General features: G+C 55.0%; 17 protein-coding genes. 14 read left to right on the top strand and 3 right to left on the bottom strand.

Features of this window, described 5'->3' with window-relative positions:
• From thiD to ELY25_RS17455, 3 genes are read right to left on the bottom strand one after another with little or no spacing between them, the layout of a single operon-like run.
• Positions 1-810, bottom strand: coding sequence for a bifunctional hydroxymethylpyrimidine kinase/phosphomethylpyrimidine kinase (gene thiD, locus ELY25_RS17465; RefSeq protein WP_126952530.1), 810 nt, complete (start codon positions 808-810; stop codon positions 1-3).
• Complete coding sequence (gene hemJ / locus ELY25_RS17460) at positions 810-1,241, bottom strand: protoporphyrinogen oxidase HemJ (RefSeq protein WP_106374599.1); 432 nt, start codon at positions 1,239-1,241, stop codon at positions 810-812. Before hemJ ends, thiD begins: the two co-directional genes overlap by 1 nt.
• A 13-nt stretch (positions 1,242-1,254) precedes the next feature.
• Positions 1,255-3,045 (bottom strand): chloride channel protein, encoded by a 1,791-nt coding sequence (locus tag ELY25_RS17455; protein ID WP_126952529.1) that lies wholly within the window; start codon positions 3,043-3,045, stop codon positions 1,255-1,257.
• Between the two features lie 133 nt (positions 3,046-3,178).
• On the opposite strand from ELY25_RS17455, the gene argC reads away from it, so the two are divergent.
• From argC to ELY25_RS17385, 14 genes are all read left to right on the top strand, one after another.
• Complete coding sequence (gene argC / locus ELY25_RS17450; RefSeq protein ID WP_126952528.1) at positions 3,179-4,213, top strand: N-acetyl-gamma-glutamyl-phosphate reductase; 1,035 nt, start codon at positions 3,179-3,181, stop codon at positions 4,211-4,213.
• A 158-nt stretch (positions 4,214-4,371) separates the two neighbouring features.
• On the top strand, positions 4,372-4,725 hold the full coding sequence (gene erpA, locus ELY25_RS17445; protein WP_126952527.1) for an iron-sulfur cluster insertion protein ErpA: 354 nt from the start codon (positions 4,372-4,374) through the stop codon (positions 4,723-4,725).
• A gap of 162 nt (positions 4,726-4,887) precedes the next feature.
• On the top strand, positions 4,888-5,658 hold the full coding sequence (locus ELY25_RS17440; protein ID WP_126952526.1) for a transporter substrate-binding domain-containing protein: 771 nt from the start codon (positions 4,888-4,890) through the stop codon (positions 5,656-5,658).
• A gap of 101 nt (positions 5,659-5,759) precedes the next feature.
• Entirely contained in the window at positions 5,760-6,431 is a 672-nt protein-coding gene (locus tag ELY25_RS17435; protein WP_126952525.1) for an amino acid ABC transporter permease, read from the top strand.
• A gap of 11 nt (positions 6,432-6,442) precedes the next feature.
• Positions 6,443-7,213, top strand: coding sequence for an amino acid ABC transporter ATP-binding protein (locus ELY25_RS17430; protein ID WP_272482565.1), 771 nt, complete (start codon positions 6,443-6,445; stop codon positions 7,211-7,213).
• Between the two features lie 555 nt (positions 7,214-7,768).
• Positions 7,769-9,673: a tRNA uridine-5-carboxymethylaminomethyl(34) synthesis enzyme MnmG gene (gene mnmG, locus ELY25_RS17425; protein ID WP_126952524.1), complete on the top strand. Its 1,905-nt coding sequence runs from the start codon at positions 7,769-7,771 to the stop codon at positions 9,671-9,673.
• Positions 9,670-10,350: a 16S rRNA (guanine(527)-N(7))-methyltransferase RsmG gene (rsmG, locus tag ELY25_RS17420; RefSeq protein WP_126952523.1), complete on the top strand. Its 681-nt coding sequence runs from the start codon at positions 9,670-9,672 to the stop codon at positions 10,348-10,350. Before mnmG ends, rsmG begins: the two co-directional genes overlap by 4 nt.
• The gene (locus ELY25_RS17415; RefSeq protein ID WP_126952522.1) at positions 10,351-11,118 is read left to right on the top strand and encodes a ParA family protein; all 768 of its coding nucleotides are present in this window, start codon (positions 10,351-10,353) and stop codon (positions 11,116-11,118) included.
• 27 nt (positions 11,119-11,145) lie between these two features.
• Complete coding sequence (locus ELY25_RS17410; protein WP_126952521.1) at positions 11,146-12,075, top strand: ParB/RepB/Spo0J family partition protein; 930 nt, start codon at positions 11,146-11,148, stop codon at positions 12,073-12,075.
• Between the two features lie 193 nt (positions 12,076-12,268).
• On the top strand, positions 12,269-12,667 hold the full coding sequence (locus tag ELY25_RS17405) for an ATP synthase subunit I (protein ID WP_126952520.1): 399 nt from the start codon (positions 12,269-12,271) through the stop codon (positions 12,665-12,667).
• A gap of 12 nt (positions 12,668-12,679) precedes the next feature.
• Complete coding sequence (gene atpB, locus ELY25_RS17400) at positions 12,680-13,507, top strand: F0F1 ATP synthase subunit A (RefSeq protein WP_126952519.1); 828 nt, start codon at positions 12,680-12,682, stop codon at positions 13,505-13,507.
• 117 nt (positions 13,508-13,624) lie between these two features.
• Complete coding sequence (gene atpE, locus ELY25_RS17395; RefSeq protein ID WP_018918432.1) at positions 13,625-13,852, top strand: F0F1 ATP synthase subunit C; 228 nt, start codon at positions 13,625-13,627, stop codon at positions 13,850-13,852.
• 77 nt (positions 13,853-13,929) lie between these two features.
• The gene (locus tag ELY25_RS17390; protein WP_126952518.1) at positions 13,930-14,400 is read left to right on the top strand and encodes a F0F1 ATP synthase subunit B; all 471 of its coding nucleotides are present in this window, start codon (positions 13,930-13,932) and stop codon (positions 14,398-14,400) included.
• An 11-nt stretch (positions 14,401-14,411) separates the two neighbouring features.
• Positions 14,412-14,948 carry a F0F1 ATP synthase subunit delta gene (locus ELY25_RS17385; protein WP_126952517.1) on the top strand — a complete coding sequence of 179 codons (537 nt, stop codon included), beginning with the start codon at positions 14,412-14,414 and terminating at the stop codon, positions 14,946-14,948.
• The last annotated feature ends 9 nt before the right edge of the window (positions 14,949-14,957 follow it).

Raw genomic sequence — 14,957 nt, 5'->3', positions numbered from 1 at the left:
TCAAAAGCGAACCGGTCGTGGCAAGCGATTAGGCAAACACTGCCCACTTGGAGGTTGATACCCGTGAGACAGGCTTTCCCAGGTAAAGTGCTGCGCCTGCTCACAGGCGGTGGGTAAGCGCTCTCCAACTGCCAGGCGCGCTGCAATGGCAGAAGCTAACGTGCAGCCCGAACCGTGAAACTGCTCAGGCAAACGTGGCCACTGCCACTGGCGTGTCGTATCGGGCGAATGCAGTGTGTGTACCACCTGCTGCTCATTACCCGGCACCGGCTCGTCGGTCGCGGTTACTAAAACAGCCTGGCAGCCTTGGGATAAAAGCGCGACAGCTCGCGCCGTATCATCCAGCGGCGCGGTTATCTCAGGCGTTAGCTGGGCGAGCTCAAACCGGTTGGGCGTTAAGATATCCACAAGAGGTAGCAAACGCTCCCCATAAAGCTTGTGCAGTAGGGGTGTGGATAACTCAGCACCGCCCCCGGCTTTAAGCACCGGGTCGGCCACCACGGGAACTCCCGGAAAGCGGCGAATGATCTGCTCGGCCGCTCTTAACGTCGCTTCATCCGCCAGCAAGCCTATCTTGATCGCAGCAATTTGCATCTCGCTTAACGCTTCGGCCATTTGACGCATTAGCACAGGGTCAACTGGGACTACGCGCGCCACATTGTGGCAATTTTGTACTGTTAACGCTGTCGGAATAGTGACCGCCCAGCCACCGCAGGCGGCGATCGTTTCGCTATCGGCGACCAACCCCGCCCCGCCGGTCGGGTCATGGCCGGCCAGCACTAGAACAACAGGAGTAAGAGGTTGGCGCATTAAAAAGGCTTCACAACAGCGAGAAGCACAATCACCACCAGGGCGATCACCGGCGCTTCATTAAACCAGCGGAAGAACGTATGGCTTTTCGTGCAGCGGTCCTGAGCAAACTGCTTCAAATAGATCAGGCAAACGTGGTGATAGGCGATCAACAGGACAACAAAGGTAAGCTTGACGTGCATCCATCCCTGGCTGAACCAGCCGGGCACCAGGTAGAGCATCGCGCCGCCAAAGATCAGCACCAAAATCATCGAGGGCGTCATGATGCCGCGATACAGCTTGCGCTCCATGGTCTTGAAATACGCCATCGACTGATCGTCACCCTTATCCCGCGCCATGGCGTGATACACGTAAAGCCGCGGCAAATAAAACAGCGCGGCAAACCAGGTCACCATGGCCATCAAATGCAGGGCCTTTAACCATATGTACATTTTCTCTCCTTACTTACACGGCTGAATCATTATCTTTTGGGTCGGCGTAATAATAGTAACGCTCAATGGCGCCGCGGGTGATGATACCTGAAATTCGCTGCTGCTTTGGCCGATAGCCGTGCACAACGTAAAGCGCGCCCAGGGCATCATCCTGAAGCTTCAAGAACGCCTCGGAAAGCGTTGCCTGTAATCCGATGGGCGCAAGCTCCAGTCGCTGGCCGGGAATTTCCAGTAAATCCACCTGCTCATCCTCGGGCGGCGCCTTGTCTTCTAACGCTTCATCGTGCTCCAGAAGCCAGCGTGCAAGTGTTGCCCCCTTCAAGGCCAGCACGGTCTTTTCTTCGCTTGAGCGTTCAATGATTAGCCATACCGGGTTGGACTCGAGAAGCCTTCGGGCCTGCTCAACTGTTATTAGACGCTCGGTTCGCACCAGGCTACGCTCCATCACCGCCGGCACTGATACGCGGGAAAGCGCCTGCATCAAAGGTTGCTGAAGTGGGTGCAAACCATAGCGTACGGCACTGATGAAGAAGCCTTCGCAGCTGGTAAGCTGGCGCGAGGTCAAGCAGGCCACCACAACCACGAGCATTCCCGGTAGCATGATATTGGGTGTGTGAGTCAGCTCCATCAGGGCCATCAAGGCCGCGAGTGGCGCCTGCAGCACGGCCCCCATCATGGCGGCCATGCCCAGCATGGCGAAAATGCTGGGGTCGGCCGCCTTGTCAGGCCACAGCCAGCCGCCCAGCATACCAACCAACGCCCCGGTGGCCGCCCCCACCACCAGTACAGGGCCGATAATACCAATAGGTACGCCTCCGGATACGGTCAGCGCGGTGATCAGCAGTTTAGCGATCATCAGCGCCAACAGCACCTTGATCTCCAACTGATCATTCAAGACGCCCGCCACACTGTCGTAGCCGATTCCCTGAATCTGGGGAAACCACCAGGCCACCACGCCGGTTGCTACGCCCACAGTGCCCAGACGAAGCCATAAAGGCCATTGCTGCAGGTGTGTATTACGTGAAATATGAATGAAAAGCCCAGCCAGCAGACCTACTACCAGGCCCAGAATGACCACCCAGGGTAGGTTCATCAACGAGCCAAGGGCGACCTCGGGAATGCGAAACGCGGGTTCATTGCCGTACATCACCTGAGCGACCATTGCCGCCATGGTAGATGCCAGAATAACCGGCATGAAGCTCATCAGGGTGTACTCCATCATGACCACTTCCATGGCAAAGATGACCCCCGCAATCGGCGTATTGAACGATGCGGAAATACCCGCCGCCGTACCGCAGGCCACCAATACGCGCAAGCTGTTGTTGGGTAAGCGAAGCTTGACCCCTAACCCGCTTGACGCGGCAGCGCCTAGATGAATAGCGGGGCCTTCCCGGCCGGCAGAAAGTCCGCCAAGTACTGACACCACACCCACCCACCATTGATTCAACCAGTTACGTAGCGGAAAGCGCCCCTGATGATAGGAAAGCCGCTCAATGACATGTCCAACACCCAGTTTATGGGCTGACGCCTTCTGACGATAAAGCAGCACGCCAATTAAACTGACGGCAACAAGCGGCAGCAGCGAACGCAGCCAGGGAGAAAGCCCTTCAAACGCTTCCGGATTACCTTCCGGCATGTAAAGGACGGCGCCGGCTTCCAGTAACAGTCGAAAGGCGACCATTACCGCCCCGGTAATCACCCCGGATACCAGCCCCAGCACACAAAGCTGCGGCAGCGCATCGACATTGGCCAGCTGACGCCGAAAACTCTCAAGGGTGAAATCAGACCGGGAAAAACGTGCCACGACGACCGTCCTTTGCTCTTGTGTTGTAGTTCTCTTGTGTATCATAGCCCGATACGCTTCGACAGCCTGCAGCAATCTGTTTAGGCTGTTAATTATTACATGTCCCAAAGGCGATACTCGCAAGGAGTGGTTTGTGATTAAGGTCGGCATTGTTGGCGGTACCGGTTACACCGGCGTTGAGCTACTCCGGTTACTTGCCCAGCACCCCAACGTCTGTGTTGAAACAATTACCTCGCGTTCGGAAGCGGGCGTCAAGGTATGTGATATGTACCCCAACCTGCGCGGCCACTACGATACATTGGCTTTCAGTGAGCCCGATGCAAAACAGCTTGGTGCACTGGATGCAGTCTTTTTCGCCACCCCCCACGGGGTTGCCCACGCACTGGCGGGCGAGCTTCTAGCCAACGGCACGCGCATCATCGATCTTTCGGCCGATTTCCGCCTGCGCGATGCCAAAGTATGGAGCGAGTGGTACGGCCAGGCCCACGGTGCCCCGGAGCTTCTGGAAGAGGCCGTTTACGGCCTGCCTGAAATGCACCGCGAGAAGATCAAAACCGCGCGGCTGATCGCCGTACCCGGCTGCTATCCGACCGCCGTTCAGCTGGGCTATCTGCCGCTGCTGGAAGCTGGCTTGATTGACCCACAGCAACTGATTGCCGACTGTAAATCAGGCGTCACGGGAGCCGGCCGCGGCGCCAAAGTGCCTTCGCTGCTGGCGGAAGCCAGTGAATCGTTCAAGGCCTATGGTGCCTCGGGCCATCGTCATTTGCCCGAGATTCGCCAGGGGCTTAATGATATGCAGGCAAGCCCCGTGGGTTTAACCTTTGTGCCCCACCTGACGCCCATGATTAGGGGAATTCACGCCACGCTTTATAGCCAGCTGACAGCCCGCGCGGAGGATCTTCAAGCGCTATTTGAGCAGCGTTATGCCAATGAGCCGTTTGTGGATGTCATGCCCGCGGGAAGCCATCCTGAAACGCGCAGCGTAAAAGGCATCAATACGTGTCGCCTAGCCGTACACCGTCCGGAAGGCAGCAACACGGTCGTGGTGCTGTCGGTCATCGACAACCTGGTGAAAGGCGCTTCAGGCCAGGCCATACAGAACCTGAACCTGATGTTTGGTTTTGATGAAACCATGGGCCTCACTGCCCCGGCACTCATGCCTTAAGCGCTCATATTTTAAGAGCTTAACCACGCTTGCAGAGGGCAACGTCATGTTGCCCTTTGTTGGATGCGCCAACACAATAGTTGACCCTTTTGCTCGGAATTACCCATAATTACCCCCCAATGCCGATTATTCGTTCTTAAAGCTCGCGGGAGGTACCCATGAGCGGTGCAGAAGCTTTTGTTCCAACCCCTTTAATGCTCTCTGATAGTGCGCGCAAACGTATCAACGCACTGATGGATGAAGAGAATAACCCCGCGCTGAAACTTCGTGTCTACGTCACTGGCGGCGGCTGCTCGGGTTTTCAGTACGGTTTCGACTTTGCCGATGGTGTCGCCGAAGACGATACGGTGATTGAGTTCGGCAGCGCCACATTGGTGGTTGACCCACTCTCTTACCAATATCTGGTCGGCTCCACGGTCGATTACGAAGAAGGCCTTGCCGGGGCGCGCTTTCGTGTCCAGAACCCTAATGCCACCACCACCTGCGGCTGTGGCGCTTCCTTTATGGTCTAGGGCCTGTTGCCCCTTGTAGCGTTAATAACACGTGTTCCCCATGACTTGACGCCTTGTCGGTTTCTCGCCAAGGTTGATAGGTCAATAACCGTTCATGCGGCGTTCTAAAGAGATTATCGTCTCTTTAAAACGCTTCAGAGCTAATAAAATACGGGGAAACTAATGAAAGTCACATTAACTAAAACAGCTATTGCGTCCGCTATTGTCCTGAGCCTTGGCAGTGCCACTGTTGTCATGGCCCAAACATCGACCGTTAACGTCGCCACCGACCCAAGCTTTGTCCCCTTTGAAATGATGGATCCAGAAACCGGTGAGATGGTCGGTTTCGATATGGATATCATCAATGAAATTGCCGAGCGAGCTGGCTTTGACGTCAACCTGACCACTATGGAATTTTCCGGCATCATCCCGGCGGTTCAAACCGGTAGCCAGGAAATTGCCATTGCAGGCATAACGATTACCGATGAGCGCGCGCAGATTGTCGATTTTTCAGATCCGTATTACGACTCAGGTCTGCAGATTATTGTTCGCGCCAATAATGAAGACGTTTCCTCTCTTGAAGACCTTCAGGGCTTAACGATTGGCACCAAGATCGGCTCTACCAGTTATGACTTTCTTCAGCAGGAACTAGGTAGTGATGCAGACATCACTCCCTATCCGGGCACGGCCGATATGTACATGGCGCTGATGGGCCGTAACGTCGACGCAGTGCTCTACGACTCCCCCAACGTTGCCTACTTCGCCCAAACCCGCGGTGAAGGCCGCACTAAAGTGGTTGGCCCTTTGTATGAAGGCCAGCAGTACGGCATCGTTTTCCATAAGGGCAGCGAATGGGTCGAGCCTGCCAATGAAGCACTAGCGGCCATGCGTGAAGACGGTACCTACGACGAGATCTATGCCAAGTGGTTTGGTGAAGCGTCCAGCGAAGATTAAGTAATCCGACACTTTCATCCATAGCTACTGCTACAGGGCCGGGCGGCCATCCCCCCGGCCCTATGACGTTGTAACATCGCTTTTCTTCCTGGAGATAACGCGTGGACTTCGATTTTCAGTTTGACTGGTCGGCTGCAATCGCGTCGATCCCCTATCTGCTACCGGGCATTCCCTGGACGCTGTTGATTTCATTTGGCGGCCTGGCGTTTGGCTTCTTTATCGGTATTTTCTTTGGCCTGTTACGCATCAGTCCGATCCGCTGGCTACGTTGGGTTGCCGTCGGCTATATAGAAATATTTCGTGGTACGCCTATTCTCGTGCAGGTGCTGTTTATCTTTTATGGCTTGCCCCAGCTGCTGGGTAGTCCTATCAATGCCTTGGTGGCGGGTATCGCCGCGATTGCGGTCAACTCTGGCGCGTACATTTCTGAAATTGTTCGTGGCGGTGTGCAGTCAATCGAGCGCGGCCAGCGTGAGGCGTCGCTTTCCCTCGGGCTTTCACGGGTTCAGGCGTTTCGCTACGTGATCTGGCCCCAGGCCTTTCGCCGGATGATTCCACCGTTGGGTAATCAGGGCATTATCAGTATTAAAGACACCTCTCTATTTTCCGTGATTGGCGTGGGTGAACTGGTACGCCAGGGACAGATTTACATCGCCACCACGTTTACCGCGCTTGAGGTCTATTTCATGGTGGCGCTGATGTACCTAGCGATCACCTGGACCCTTTCCATTCTTCTGCGCCAGCTTGAGCGCCGCGGCATTGCCGGCCAATAAGGACACGTACAATGACCGATACTGTGTCACCTACAACGCCCCCCATTGTGCGTATGCAAAAGCTCAATAAGCACTTTGGCAGCCTGCATGTACTCAATGATATCGACCTTGAGATTGTCCCTGGGGAAGTCGTCGTCGTCATTGGCGCAAGCGGTTCGGGCAAATCAACCCTTATTCGCTGCATTAACGGGCTTGAGGAGTTTCAATCAGGCACGCTGAGCGTGGATGGCAATACGCTAAAACCCAATGGCAAGAGCAGCAAGGCACTACAAACCATCCGTACCGAAGTCGGCATGGTATTTCAGCAGTTCAACCTGTTTCCTCACCTGAGCGTTATCGACAACATTACCTTGGCCCCTATGAAAGTACGCGGCTGGAACCGGGAAGATGCAGTCAATACGGCAAAACGTCTGCTTGACCGGGTAGGTATTGCCGACCAGGCCGATAAGTACCCCAGCCAGCTCTCCGGTGGCCAACAGCAGCGGGTCGCGCTGGCACGTGCCTTGGCCATGGAGCCACGCCTGATGCTGTTTGACGAGCCTACCTCGGCGCTTGACCCCGAGATGATCGGTGAAGTGCTGGATGCAATGCGTGAGCTTGCCAAAGAAGGCATGACCATGGTGATCGTTACCCATGAAATGGGCTTTGCCCGCGAAGTGGCCGACCGCGTTATCTTTATTCACAAGGGAGTAATTGCCGAACAGGGTACGCCTGAACAGATTTTTAGCGCGCCTCAAAATGAGCAAACCCGTTCATTTTTGGCTCGTGTGTTAAAGCATTAATCGATAAAAACACTCGCTTTACCCTGAATTTTTATGGCCTGTCCTTGTGACAGGCCATTTTTTTGCCTGTGGATAATATTTTTTGTTTTTTCTACTCCACCAAGCCCGCCCCCCCGTCAAAGGGGTCTTTAAGCCAATAAGATGTTAACCCAATGACTTGTTCACAGGTGCGGTAACAAGCCCGGTATGGGAAGGTGGATAAGTGGTGATTTTTGAGTGTTGTGGGTAAGTCGCTTTTTCATCCACAGGGGCCGCACTGCTTCTACGCAGGCACTGCGCTGCTTAATCACATAATTGTAAACAATTTAAGCTTCTGAAATTTATAATAATAAATGTGTTATGCACAGAAACTGTCCACACTAGTAGTTACAACATTAACAGAACTTCTCTTATTTTATTTTTATATTGTTATTAATAGAGACAAGCTGATGAATTGAGGTGTGGAAAAACCTGACGGTTACCCACAGGGGGTTTATACTGGCGGGCTTATTGAATCTGGGTGCCTATCCACCGGCTCCCCTCATCCGTGCCAACTGGCGCAAGAAGAGGTGTCTCTTGAATTACCCCGACCGCTTTGACGTGATTGTCATCGGCGGTGGCCATGCGGGAACTGAAGCCGCATTGGCCTCTGCTCGTATGGGCTGTCAAACCCTGCTGCTCACCCATAACATCGAGACTCTGGGCCAGATGTCGTGCAATCCCGCGATTGGCGGGATTGGCAAGAGTCATCTGGTCAAGGAAATCGATGCGTTAGGCGGCGCGATGGGGCTTGCCACTGATTTAGGCGGCATTCAGTTTCGTGTGCTGAACGCTCGCAAGGGCCCGGCAGTACGTGCCACACGTGCCCAGGCTGACCGGATCCGCTATAAATCGGCGATCCGAGGCATGCTTGAAAACCAGCCTAACCTGACCATTTTCCAGCAGGCTGCAGGCGATCTGGTTGTGGATAACGACACTGTACGAGGTGTCGTGACGGAAACCGGGATTCGTTTTTATGCCGAATCCGTGGTGCTTTCGACAGGCACGTTTTTAGGTGGCGTTATCCATATCGGCCTGGATCAGAGCCGTGGTGGCCGCGCGGGTGACCCGCCTTCCAACGCTCTGGCTGAGCGTTTGCGTGCATTGCCGTTTCGGGTCGACCGGTTAAAGACCGGTACTCCCCCACGTATCGATGCCAAAAGCGTGGATTTTTCCCAGCTTGAAGAACAACCAGGCGATACCCCAACACCGGTGATGTCATACCTTGGTTCGCGGGACATGCACCCGCGTCAAGTCAGCTGTCATATTGCGCACACCAATGAGCGCACCCACGAGCTGATTCTGGCCAACCTTGACCGCTCGCCGATGTACTCCGGCGTCATCGAAGGCATTGGCCCGCGCTACTGCCCGTCAATTGAAGACAAGGTGCACCGCTTTGCGGATAAATCGAGCCATCAGGTATTTATTGAACCTGAAGGCCTCGACACCCACGAGCTCTACCCTAACGGTATCTCCACCTCGCTGCCTTTCGATGTACAGCTGCAGGTAGTCCGCTCGATCAAGGGATTGGAAAACGCGCATATTACGCGGCCGGGTTACGCCATCGAGTACGATTTCTTCGATCCACGGGATCTAAAACACTCGCTGGAAACCAAATTTATCCACAACCTGTTTTTTGCCGGCCAGATCAACGGCACCACGGGTTACGAGGAAGCCGGCGCCCAAGGGCTACTGGCCGGATTGAACGCCGCGCGCCGTGCCAAGCAGTTGGAAAGCTGGCACCCGCGCCGCGACGAAGCCTACCTGGGCGTGTTAGTGGATGACCTGATCACCCTGGGTACCAAAGAGCCCTACCGCATGTTCACTTCTCGGGCGGAGTACCGTCTCCTGCTGCGTGAAGACAATGCGGACCTGCGGCTGACCGAAAAAGGTCGTGAGCTTGGCCTGGTCGATGACCAGCGCTGGCAGGCATTCAGTGAAAAGCGTGAAGCTATTGCGCGTGAAACCGCCCGCCTTGCCAGTGTCTGGGTACAGCCGACAAGCCCCGCTGCCGCCAAGATTGCCGAAAAAATTGGCAAACCGCTAACGCGTGAATATCGCTTGAGCGACCTTCTGCGTCGTCCTGAGCTTAATTATGCCGATCTTGCAGATTTGCCGGGCCTGGATAACGCTCTGATCAATGACGAGGCGGTAGCCGAGCAGGTCCAGATCCAGGCCAAGTACGAAGGCTATATCGAGCGTCAGCAGGGCGAGATTGATAAGCTCAAGCGCCATGAAGCGATGCCGCTTCCTGCCGACCTGGATTACCAACGGGTGGAAGGGCTCTCCAACGAGATCCGCCAGAAGCTTGCCGAAACCCGGCCGGAAACCCTGGCTCAGGCAGCGCGTATTTCAGGCGTGACCCCAGCGGCCGTCTCCATTTTGCTGGTGCATCTTAAAAAGCGCCGTCTGATTGCCTCACCGGAGGTGGCCAACGGATGAGTGGGTTAATGGGACTGCTCAATACCTTACCGACGAGTGTGGCCACCCGCCTGGATGCGGGGCTGGCGCAGCTAGGCCTTTCGGTGAGCGCTCATCAGCGTGAGCAGCTGCTTGGGTTTGTCGCCCTATTGCACAAGTGGAACAAGGCTTATAACCTCACGGCTGTTCGTGATATCGACGAGATGGTGACCCGCCACGTGCTGGATAGCGCAGCCGTGGCCTCCCATGTTGCTGGCCCGAGGCTTCTGGATGTAGGCGCAGGGCCTGGCCTGCCCGGCATAGTGCTGGCCATTCTGAACCCTGATCTGGCGGTAACGCTTGTGGATAGCAACGGCAAGAAAGTCCGCTTTCAACGCCAGGCCGTTATGGAGCTTGGGCTGACGAACGTGACGCCGAGCCAGGCACGGGTGGAAGCATTCATTGACCAGCCCTTTGATCAGGTGATTTCCCGGGCGTTTGCAAGCCTAGTTGATTTTGTCACCCTGACCCGTGAATTGCCCAAGGCAGGCGGGCAGTGGCTGGCCATGAAAGGGCCTGGCGCCGACGATGAACTGCGTCAGTTGCCAAGCGGTGTTCAGCTGACAGCCCGCCACCAACTGAACGTCCCCTTTGAAACGGCCGAGCGACAGCTGTTGATTCTGAACGTTGATTCTGAACCCCAGGAAGGAGTTGAGTAAGTGAGCCAGATCATTGCCCTGACCAACCAAAAAGGCGGCGTGGGCAAGACCACATCGGCCGTTAACCTGGCAGCCAGTCTCGCCGCACTTGATCGGCGGGTGCTGCTGGTGGATCTTGATCCCCAGGGGCACGCCAGCATGGGCAGTGGTATCGACAAGCACGAACTCGACAAGAGCGTTCTCGATGTGCTGCTAGGTGAGGCAACGGCCACCGATACCATCGTCTCTCAACTGCCGGTTAAGTATGATGTTTTGCCAGGTAACGGTGACTTGACGGCTGCGGAAGTCGAACTTCTTGACCTGGATAAGCGCGAAAGCTGCCTGACCGTGGCGCTAGGCTCGGTTGCCGATAACTACGACGTGGTATTGATTGACTGCCCGCCTTCGCTGAATATGCTGACGGTCAATGCGCTTACCGCCGCCAACAGCGTGTTAATTCCGCTGCAGTGCGAGTTTTATGCGCTTGAAGGGCTATCGGCGCTTTTAGATACCGTTGAACAGATCAAGCAGAGCGTTAATCCTGATCTGGCGATTGCCGGTATCCTGCGCACCATGTACGACAAACGCACGAGCCTGACGCGTGAAGTGGACAAACAGCTACGCGACTTTTTTGGCGATGCGCTGCTCAAAACAACGATTCCACGTAACGTAAAAGTGGCCGAAGCGCCAAGCCATGGTCTGCCCGTTACTCAGTATGCCCGCTTCTCACGGGGCAGCCAGGCGTACCGCGTGCTGGCAAAAGAGATGATTCGTCGGTTATCGCTATAACGTATTGATCAGTCCGAGGGAAAGCGAATGACGCGTAAACGCGCGCTAGGACGTGGCCTGGATGCCCTAATTGGTGCGGGCGCTCGTCGCCGTGACAGTCTGGAACTTACCGGTAGCCCAGCATTGGAGGCTTCCCACGAGGCGTCGTCAGTCATGGCGACCAGTGAGGCAACACCTGATCGTCTGGAGCGCTTGCCGCTTGGTCAACTAGCGCGCGGCAAATATCAGCCGCGCCGGGATATTCAGCCTGAAGCTCTTGAAGAGTTGGCGGACTCCATTCGCGCCCAGGGCGTCATGCAGCCCATTGTGGTGCGCCCGGTAGGCGAGGACCGCTACGAAATTATTGCCGGTGAGCGGCGCTGGCGTGCAGCCCAGCTGGCCGAGCTTGATGTTATTCCGGCGGTCATTCGTGACGTCAGCGATGAAGTGGCGCTGGCCTTGGCCCTGATTGAAAATATTCAGCGTGAAAACCTCAACGCCATTGAAGAAGCGCTGGCGCTTAAACGCTTGGGCGATGAGTTTGAACTGACGCAGCAGCAGATTGCCGATGCGGTGGGAAAATCGCGTACCCAGGTTGCCAACTTGCTGCGCCTGCTGGCGCTGGATCCAGAGGTACAAACGCTGTTGGAGCGCGGTGACCTGGATATGGGCCACGCCCGCGCTCTGCTTTCTCTGAGTAGTGCCCAGCAGCGTCAGGTAGCCCATGAAGTGGTCAATAGCGATTTAACGGTGCGGGCAACCGAAGCGCTGGTCAAGAAAGTTCAAACCAGCCAGACAGTGCCCAAAACCCCAGCCCGGCCCAATAAGCCTATGGACGTGTCACGCCTTGAAACACAGCTAGGCGAGCTGCTTGGCGCGCCGGTTTCTATTGACCATGGCAACAAGGGCAAAGGTAAAGTCACTATCCGCTACACAAGTCTTGATGAGCTGGATGGCATTCTTGCGCATATTAAATAAATAGCAGGCTTACTAAGATATCGTTAGAAGCCGCCTTTTTTTCACCCTTTGGTAGCAAGACTCTGCCTAAACGCGTTAAATACGCGCAACTTCGGTTGAAGGTGTGATAGCGCTTCCCTATAATCGCGCAAGATTTGTGTAGGTTGTTCATGAAGAGTAATTGAGCAACCGTTCGCTACCAGGGTGCTGGGTAATGAAACAGCGTATTGAAACCCAGCAACGAAAGGCTTATGTCATTCGGCTTACTACTGCGCAGCTAATAGTCGCGCTGGGCGGTATGTTGGCAGCCTATCCGGTAGCGGGTATCGCTGGCGTGCTATCAGTCATAATGGGAGCCTTGGTCGCCTTGCTACCTCAGGTTTTCTTTATACAGCGGTTAGGTATCCTGCATAACAGACGCAGGTCTTCAAGCGCTGTAAGTCTGTTTCGCGCCGAATCAGGCAAGTTTGGTTTGACGGTGGCGCTGTTTAGCGCAGTGTTCGTGTTAGTGCCTCCCTCAAACCCCGCTTTCTTTTTTAGTGCTTATGTGGCGGTTGTTCTGATGCATGGGCTAACGCCGTTGTTTATGCGCAGGCATCGCACACTTGATTGAGGTGATATCTCTATGGCCGCAGGAAACGAAGTCTCGACGACTTATTATATCCAGCACCACTTGCAGAACCTGACCTTTGGGCATCACCCGGTGAATGGTTGGTCACTGGCGCATTCGGCTGAAGAAGCCGTTGAAATGGGCTTCTGGGCGATCCATCTGGATACCATGGGCTGGTCGATTGCCATGGGTTTGCTGTTTATCTGGCTATTTCGTAAAGCGGGTAAAGCAGCAACAACCGGCGTGCCGGGCGGTTTGCAGAACGCTGTCGAAATGGTCGTAGAGTTTATCGAGAACCTGACGCGATCTACCTTCCATGGTCGCAATCCGCATATCGCTCCGCTGGCGCTGACGCTGTTTGTCTGGATCCTGTTCATGAACGCGCTCAAGATCCTACCGGTCGACTACGGCCCGGTGCTGTTCAGCAAGCTCGGGGTGGACTACATGAAGATCGTGCCGACCACAGATGTGAACGCCACATTGGGCATGGCGCTGGGCGTGTTCGGCCTGATTCTTTACTACAACTTTAAGGTGAAAGGCGTGGGCGGTTTTGCCCGGGAGCTTTCGCTGACCCCGTTCAACCACTGGGCGCTGATTCCCTTCAACCTAGTACTGGAAATCGTCTCCCTGCTGGTCAAGCCGTTCAGCCTGGCAATGCGTCTGTTCGGCAACATGTTCGCAGGCGAAGTAATTTTCATCCTGATCGCGATGCTGCCGTTCTGGGCCATCTGGATACTGGATGTGCCGTGGGCGATCTTCCACATTCTTGTTGTGACGCTGCAGGCGTTCATCTTTACCGTATTGACGGTGGTGTACCTGAGCGCGGCGCACGAGCACCACTAATGTGATCGATGTCACGTACATCGATTTCAAGAGCCTTGTTTTCAAGAACTAAGATTTCAAGAACCCGTTTCATTAACCCTCAACCCTTAACCAAAACTTAAACTCAGGAGCAACATCATGGAAATGGTTTATCTTTCTGCTGCCATCATCATCGGTCTAGGCGCACTGGCTACTGGTATTGGCTTCGCTATTCTGGGCGGCAAACTGCTTGAGTCTACTGCACGTCAGCCAGAGCTGGGTGACCAGCTGCAAACCAAAACCTTCATCATGGCAGGTCTGTTGGACGCTGTACCGATGATCGGTGTTGGTATTGCGATGTACCTGATCTTCGTTGTTGCCGGTTAATGATAGCTTTACCGGGCGGTTAACCGCTCGGTTCTGTTTCACTCCGGTCGCCACGAACTTGTCAGAGGTACATCCCTGTGAATATCAACATGACGCTTATCGGGCAGACGATCGCCTTCGCGATCTTTGTCTGGTTTTGCATAAAGTACGTGTGGCCTCCGATCAGCAACGCGCTTAACGAGCGTCAGAAAAAAATTGCTGATGGCTTGGATGCAGCCAGCCGTGCTACCCGCGATCTTGAGCTTGCTCAAGAACGGGCAGAACAGACGCTGCGTGAGAGCAAGGAACAAGCTTCCCAAATCCTTGAGCAAGCCAACAAGCGCTCTGCTCAGATGATTGAAGAAGCACGCGAGCAGGCCCGCGCAGAAGGTGAACGTCTAATGGCGGGCGCCCGTTCCGAGATTGAGCTAGAAGTTAACCGCGCAAAAGAAGAGCTGCGTGCCCAGGTGTCTCACCTGGCAATCGTTGGCGCTGAGCGTGTTCTAGAAGCCTCTGTCGACGAGAAAGCGCATCGCGAGCTGCTTGATAAGTTAGCCGCTGAACTGTAAGGAGGTGAATCATGGCGGAAATACATACCGTCGCTCGTCCTTACGCTAAGGCGGCGTTTGAACACGCGCGTGATCATGACGCGCTTGATAGCTGGTCACAGGCGCTGGGGTATTTAGGCGCCGCCGTGGCAGATGACGAAGTACGTCGTCTGTTGGGCAGTCCGAAAATCGAGAACGCAAAGAAAGTTGCTCTGCTCGCCGAGATGTTTCCAGAGCAGCAGAGCGATGCGTTAACTCGGTTTTTGGAGGCTCTGGCCGATCAAGGTCGTTTAACGGCCCTACCTTCAATTGCTGAGCAGTTCGAGCATTTACGTGCCGAGCATGAGCAGCGCATTGAGGTCATGGTAACGTCAGCTTACGCGCTGACGGCCGAAGAGCAGACCAAGCTAGCAAGTGCGCTCAAGAAACGTCTGAATCGCGAAATCTCCATTACTACTCAGGTGGACAAGTCGCTTATCGGCGGTGTCATCCTGCGTGCCGGCGATACCGTCATTGACGGTTCGGTGCGTGGTCGATTGAACCGCCTTTCTGAAGCGCTGACCGTTTGAGTCTGAGGG

This window comes from Vreelandella populi, from assembly GCF_003989825.1.
GTDB lineage: Bacteria > Pseudomonadota > Gammaproteobacteria > Pseudomonadales > Halomonadaceae > Vreelandella > Vreelandella populi.
This window is presented reverse-complemented; position numbering and strand designations above follow the sequence as displayed.

Bases quoted from the DNA above. Each gene is read 5' to 3' on its own strand.
- ELY25_RS17385 (WP_126952517.1), top strand. From the start codon at position 14,412: ATGGCGGAAATACATACCGTCGCTCGTCCTTACGCTAAGGCGGCGTTT.
- ELY25_RS17440 (WP_126952526.1), top strand. From the start codon at position 4,888: ATGAAAGTCACATTAACTAAAACAGCTATTGCGTCCGCTATTGTCCTG.
- erpA (WP_126952527.1), top strand. From the start codon at position 4,372: ATGAGCGGTGCAGAAGCTTTTGTTCCAACCCCTTTAATGCTCTCTGAT.
- atpB (WP_126952519.1), top strand. From the start codon at position 12,680: ATGGCCGCAGGAAACGAAGTCTCGACGACTTATTATATCCAGCACCAC.
- ELY25_RS17410 (WP_126952521.1), top strand. From the start codon at position 11,146: ATGACGCGTAAACGCGCGCTAGGACGTGGCCTGGATGCCCTAATTGGT.
- atpE (WP_018918432.1), top strand. From the start codon at position 13,625: ATGGAAATGGTTTATCTTTCTGCTGCCATCATCATCGGTCTAGGCGCA.
- hemJ (WP_106374599.1), bottom strand. From the start codon at position 1,241: ATGTACATATGGTTAAAGGCCCTGCATTTGATGGCCATGGTGACCTGG.
- rsmG (WP_126952523.1), top strand. From the start codon at position 9,670: ATGAGTGGGTTAATGGGACTGCTCAATACCTTACCGACGAGTGTGGCC.
- thiD (WP_126952530.1), bottom strand. From the start codon at position 810: ATGCGCCAACCTCTTACTCCTGTTGTTCTAGTGCTGGCCGGCCATGAC.
- ELY25_RS17430 (WP_272482565.1), top strand. From the start codon at position 6,443: ATGACCGATACTGTGTCACCTACAACGCCCCCCATTGTGCGTATGCAA.
- ELY25_RS17405 (WP_126952520.1), top strand. From the start codon at position 12,269: ATGAAACAGCGTATTGAAACCCAGCAACGAAAGGCTTATGTCATTCGG.